The sequence below is a fragment of the Mesorhizobium sp. M1E.F.Ca.ET.063.01.1.1 genome, from assembly GCF_003998155.1.
Lineage (GTDB): Bacteria > Pseudomonadota > Alphaproteobacteria > Rhizobiales > Rhizobiaceae > Mesorhizobium.
This window is the reverse complement of sequence record NZ_RZSC01000229.1, coordinates 2952-8266: the sequence shown is the minus strand read 5'-3', so window position 1 is coordinate 8266 and position 5315 is coordinate 2952. Positions and strand designations below refer to the sequence as shown.

5 protein-coding genes are annotated in these 5315 nt (G+C 65.1%); 4 read left to right on the top strand and 1 reads right to left on the bottom strand.

What is annotated here, in order from left to right; all coding sequences use genetic code 11:
- The 3 genes from EOA29_RS17470 to EOA29_RS17460 all read left to right on the top strand — a co-directional run.
- A partial coding sequence (locus tag EOA29_RS17470; RefSeq protein WP_127221202.1) for an HlyD family efflux transporter periplasmic adaptor subunit occupies positions 1-598 on the top strand: 598 nt, incomplete at its 5' end.
- Positions 599-678: 80 nt separating this feature from the next.
- Positions 679-3855 (top strand): efflux RND transporter permease subunit, encoded by a 3177-nt coding sequence (locus tag EOA29_RS17465; RefSeq protein WP_126091483.1) that lies wholly within the window; start codon positions 679-681, stop codon positions 3853-3855.
- 98 nt (positions 3856-3953) lie between these two features.
- Positions 3954-4112, top strand: a complete 159-nt coding sequence (locus EOA29_RS17460; protein WP_126091484.1) for a DUF3309 family protein — start codon at positions 3954-3956, stop codon at positions 4110-4112.
- 61 nt (positions 4113-4173) lie between these two features.
- Here the strand turns inward: EOA29_RS17460 and EOA29_RS17455 are convergent, their stop codons facing one another.
- Positions 4174-5130: an SDR family oxidoreductase gene (locus tag EOA29_RS17455; RefSeq protein WP_126091485.1), complete on the bottom strand. Its 957-nt coding sequence runs from the start codon at positions 5128-5130 to the stop codon at positions 4174-4176.
- A gap of 97 nt (positions 5131-5227) precedes the next feature.
- Here EOA29_RS17455 and EOA29_RS43045 point away from each other — a divergent pair.
- Positions 5228-5315: LysR family transcriptional regulator (locus EOA29_RS43045; RefSeq protein ID WP_245468482.1), on the top strand; the 88-nt coding region annotated here is incomplete at its 3' end.

Below are 5315 nucleotides of genomic sequence, written 5' to 3'. Positions count from 1 at the left end.
GTTCGACGGCGTCATCGACCGGGTGCCGGTCGAGCTTGGCAGCTCGGTCATGCAGGGCGGCGAGGTGGCCACCATCCTGAAGCTCGATCCGGTGATCGCGCGCGGCGAGATCAGCGAACGCGACCTGCGCTACATCAAGATCGGCGACGAGGCCAATGTGCGCCTGGTCAACGACCAGAAGGTCACCGGCACGGTGCGCTATATCAGCCGCGATGCCTCATCGCAGACCCGCACCTTCCGTGTCGAGGTGGCGATCCCCAACGGGGATGGCTCGATCCCCGCCGGCATGACGGCCGAGATCGCGCTCAGCGCCGAGCCGACCGACGCGGTGCTGCTGCCGCGCTCGGTAGTCACTCTGGGCGACAAGGGCGACCTCGGCATCCGCGCCGTCGGCAAGGACGACAAGGTGGCGTTCTTCCCGATCGACCTCGTCGACGACACCCCGACGGGACTGGTGCTCGGCGGCATTCCGCAGGACGCGCGCATCATCGTTGCCGGCCAGGAGCTGGTGAAGGAAGGCGATCTGGTGAAGCCCGTCGAGGCCGACCAGGCGACCATCAACAAGCTGATCAGCGAAGCTGCCGCCGGCACGCAGTAGCGCGACCGCCAGGCGCGCCGGGCTTGTCCCGGCGCCGCCGGTCAACGTCGCCGCTCACATGGAAACAGCAGGCATAGGTCATGGATATCGTCAGACTCGCCATCCACAACGCCCGCCTCACAATATCGGCGCTGATGTTCCTGCTTGCCGCCGGCTGGGTCGCCTATCAGTCGACGCCGAAGGAAGCGGAACCCGACGTTCCGATTCCGATGATGTATGTCAGCCTGATCTATCAGGGCATCTCGCCGGAGGACTCCGAACGCCTGCTGCTGAGGCCGATGGAGAGCAAGCTCAAGAGCCTCAAGGGGCTGAAGGAGATGCGCTCGGCCGCCTTCCAGGGCGGCGGCTATGTGCTGGTCGAATTCCAGCCGCAGACCGATCTGGCGACGGCGCTGCAGGATACGCGCAGCAAGGTGCAGGATGCCAAGGCCGACCTGCCGCAGGCGGCCGAGGAGCCGACGGTCAACGAAGTCAACGTCTCGGAATTCCCGGTTCTCGTCGTGACACTTTCCGGCGACGTGCCGGAGCGCGTGCTGACGGCCGCGGCGCGTGAATTGCGCGACCGCATCGAGGAAGTGCCGGGCGTGCTGGAAGGTTCGCTGCAGGGCGCGCGCGACGATTTGGTCGAAGTCGTCGTCGACCCGGTCAAGCTCTCCTCCTACGGGCTGCAACTCGACCAGGTGATGCAGGGCGTCGGCGCCTCCAACAGCCTGGTCGCGGCCGGCAACCTCGAAGGATCCGAAGGCAAATACGCGGTCAAGGTGCCGTCGCTGATCGAGACGCCCGAGGATGTCGCCAACCTGCCGGTCGTCGCCACGCCGAACGCTGTGGTGCAGGCCAAGGATATCGCCACCATCCGCTCGACCTTCAAGGACGCCGAGACGGTGACCCGCCTCGACGGCAAGCCGGCGATCGCCATCGAGGTGAAGAAGCGCATCGGCGCCAACCTGATCGACACGCTGAACCATGTCAGGGAGGTGTCGGACAATTTCATCAAGACAATGCCCGAGGGCATGCACGTCACCTACACGCAGGACAAGTCGGTCTTCGTCAACCAGCTGCTCGGCGACCTGCAGAACCATGTGATGATCGCGGTCATCCTGGTGTTCATCGTCATCCTCTATGCGCTATCGGGGCGGGCCTCCCTGCTGATCGGCCTCGCCATCCCCTCCTCGTTCCTGATCGGCATCCTGCTGCTGGCGATGATGGGCTACACGATCAACATGATCGTGCTGTTCAGCCTCATCCTGGCGGTCGGCATGCTGGTGGACGATGCCATCATCGTCACCGAATTCGCGGAACGGCGCATGACCGAAGGCATGCCGAAGGCGGACGCCTTCGCGCTTGCAGCCAAGCGCATGGCCGGCCCGGTGATCGCGGCGACGATGACGCGCATCGCCGCCTTCTCGCCGCTACTCTTCTGGCCCGGCATCATCGGCGACTTCATGAAGTACATGCCGATCACGCTGATCGTGACGCTGTCTGCCTCGATGCTCTATGCGCTGGTCTTCGCGCCGACGCTCGGCGCCATCTTCGCCAAGGCGCCGGCGCATCATGAGGAGAGCAATCGCGACGGCTGGTACATGGCGCTGGTCAAGCAGGCGGTGCGCTTCCCGATCACCGTCATCCTGCTCACCGTCGGCCTGCTGGTCGGCGTCGGCTTCGCCTATTCGAAATACGGCGCCGGCGTCGAGTTCTTCCCCAATGTCGAGCCGGATTACGGCCTGCTCTACGTGCATGCCCGCGGCAACCTTTCGCTGGCCGAAATGGACGCCGCCACCAGGACCGCCGAAAGCCGGCTGCTCGGCTGGCCGGGGGTGAAATCGGTCTATACGCGCGTCGGCAAGACGCAAGGCGGCGGCCAGGACATTCCGGAAGATGTCGTCGGCGTCATCCAGTACGAATTCGTCGACTGGCGCCAGCGCAAGTCCGCCAACCAGATCCTCAACGATCTGCGCGGCGTCATGGCCGGCATTCCGGGCGTCGATGTCGAGGTGCGCGTGCCCGAAGCCGGTCCGCCGACCGGCAAGCCGGTCCAGATCAGGCTTTCGGCCGCGGATCCTGCCGGGCTCGACGACAAGGCGCGCGCCGTCGCCGCGCGCATCGCCAAGATACCCAACGTCATCGATGTTTCGGACGGCCTGCCGCCGCCCGGCGTCGACTGGGCGCTCGATGTCGATCGCGCCAAGGCGGCGCAGTACGGCATCAGCCCGACCTCCGTGGGCACGGTGGTGCAACTGGTGACGAATGGCCTCAAGCTGTCGGAATACCGGCCGGCCGGCGCCGACGACGCGGTCGATATCCGGCTGCGCCTGCCGGAGGACCGGCGCACGCTGTCGACGCTGGACGAGCTTCGGGTGCAGACCTCGCAAGGATCGGTGCCGATCTCGAATTTCGTCGTCAGGAAGCCCGAGCCGACGGTCGGCATCCTCAACCGCATCGACGGCGCGCGAACCGTGGTAGTGCAGGCCAATGTCAGCGCCGGCGCGCAGGTGGCGGCGGTGCAGCAGGAGGTTACCAAGGCCGTCGCCGACATGGATCTCGGCAGCGGTATCCGCTGGAAGCTCGCCGGCTCCAACGAGGACAGCGCGGAAGCCAGCGCCTTCCTCAGCAAGGCCTTCGGCGCGGCGATCTTCCTGATCTTCCTGGTGCTGCTTGCGCAGTTCAACAAGTTCACCAGCGTATGGCTCGTGCTGTCCTGCGTGGTCATGGCGACGATCGGCGTGTTCCTCGGGTTGCTTCTGACAGGCGAGGCGTTCGGCATCGTCATGTCGGGCATCGGCGTCATCGCGCTCGCCGGCGTGGTGGTGAACAACAACATCGTTCTCATCGACACCTATGACCGGCTGCGCGAGGAAGGCTGGGACAAGATGGACGCGGTGCTGCAGACCTGCCGCGAGCGCGCGCGGCCGGTGGTGCTGACGGCGGTTTCGGCCATCCTCGGCGTGCTGCCGATCGCCTTCGGCCTCGGCCTCGAAATCTTCCATCACGAGACGACGATCAACGCGCCGTCGACGCAATGGTGGATTTCGCTGTCCTCGGCGATCGTGTTCGGCCTGTCCTTCGCCACCTTGCTCACGCTGGTGGTGACGCCTTCGATGCTGATGGTGTTCACCCGCGCCAAGGTGAAGCCCGGCGCGCGGCGCGGCTGGTTCAGCGGCCTGTTCCGCCTCGGCAAGGGCAAGGTCGTGACCGACGAACCGGCCAAGGAAGCCAACGCCGAGCCGGACGTCGCCTTCCCGAAAGCCGCGGAATAGCGGGATTTCGAAGCCCGAATGCGAAGAGCCGTCCGGGAACAACCGGGCGGCTTTTTGCATTGTTCCCTTGAAGTTCAACCAGACGGCGAGGGCTTTTCATGACGATCGGTACACTTCTTGTAATAATCCTGATCCTGATCCTGATCGGCGCAGTGCCTGCTTGGCCGCATTCGCGGGCCTGGGGCTACGGCCCATCGGGGATCGTCGGCGTCATCCTGGTCATTCTGCTGATCATGTTGCTGTTGGGCCGGGTCTGATCGATTTGCGGCCGGGCTTCAGAGCCCGGCCGTTTCATTTCCAGGACGCTCCTTGCCTTGATCAGGCGGCCTCGCGCGAGGGCGCGACGGCGATGCCGATATCCTGGATGGCTTCCGCCACCGCCCGGTCGAGCGGCGTGTGCGGGATTTCGCCGATGATTTCTTCGAGCCGCGTCGAGGTCAGCCGGTGCGCCTCGAAGCGCAGATAGGACATCGACACGATCTCGCGCCACATGGCCACGAACGGACTGCCGGCGCGCAGCACCCACCAGGGCATGAAAGAGAGCTTGAGCTTGCGTCCCAGCGCCTTTTCGGCCGCAGCCTTGATGTCGAGGTCGGTGACGGCGTGGCCCGGGAAGTTGATGGCTTCGTAGGAGCCGAGCTTGTCGAGGTTGCGCGCCAGTCCGACAAAGGCGACCGCAAAGTCCGGCAGATAGGCCCATTCGTGCACGAGGTCGGCCGGGCCGGGCGCGGTGTAGACGCCCTTCTCCATCTTGGCGGCGACGACGAGGTCGAACCAGGAACCGGTGCCGGTGCCGCCGAAGAAGTCGCCGGCCCGCAGGACAATGGTGCGCACGCGGCCGGCATCGGCCTCGCGGCGGAACAGATCTTCCATGGCGCAGCGGATACGGCCCTTCTCGGTGGTCGGATGGAACGGCGTCTCCTCCGTGACCACCTGCGGCATCGGCGAGCCGTAATTGTAGACGGTACCGGGGAAGAGGTGCAGCGCGCCATTCGCGCGGCAGGCGGCCATGACGTTCTCGGCCATCGGCAGGCATTTGCCCCAGTCGGTGTAGATCGGGTTGAGGCCGTTGAAGATGATGTCGACGCCTTGCGTTGCCCGGATCAGGGACTCGCGGTCGAAAGCATCGCCGGCGACAGCGGTTGCGCCCTTGATCTCGGCCGGCACCTTGCCGGTGCGGGTGACGGCGCGGACGTCGAAACCGGCGTCGATGAAGGCCTTGCCAACCACGCGGCCGAGCCGGCCATTGGCGCCCAGAATTGCGATCTTGGTCATTGTTTGTCTCCGTTGCTTGCGTTTTGCCCGCCTAATCTGGACACTCCGGAAACGAATGGAAATTGACTGAATCTGGCGATCTGATATTCAAAAATGAATGAATGAATTCGACTGGAACCTGATCAAGAGCTTCGTGGCGGTCGCCGAGACCGGCAGCCTTTCGGCGGCCGCGCGCAGCCTTGAAG

Coding starts and splice junctions, on each gene's coding strand:
- EOA29_RS17465 (WP_126091483.1), top strand. CDS start 679: ATGGATATCGTCAGACTCGCCATCCACAACGCCCGCCTCACAATATCG.
- EOA29_RS17460 (WP_126091484.1), top strand. CDS start 3,954: ATGACGATCGGTACACTTCTTGTAATAATCCTGATCCTGATCCTGATC.
- EOA29_RS17455 (WP_126091485.1), bottom strand. CDS start 5,130: ATGACCAAGATCGCAATTCTGGGCGCCAATGGCCGGCTCGGCCGCGTG.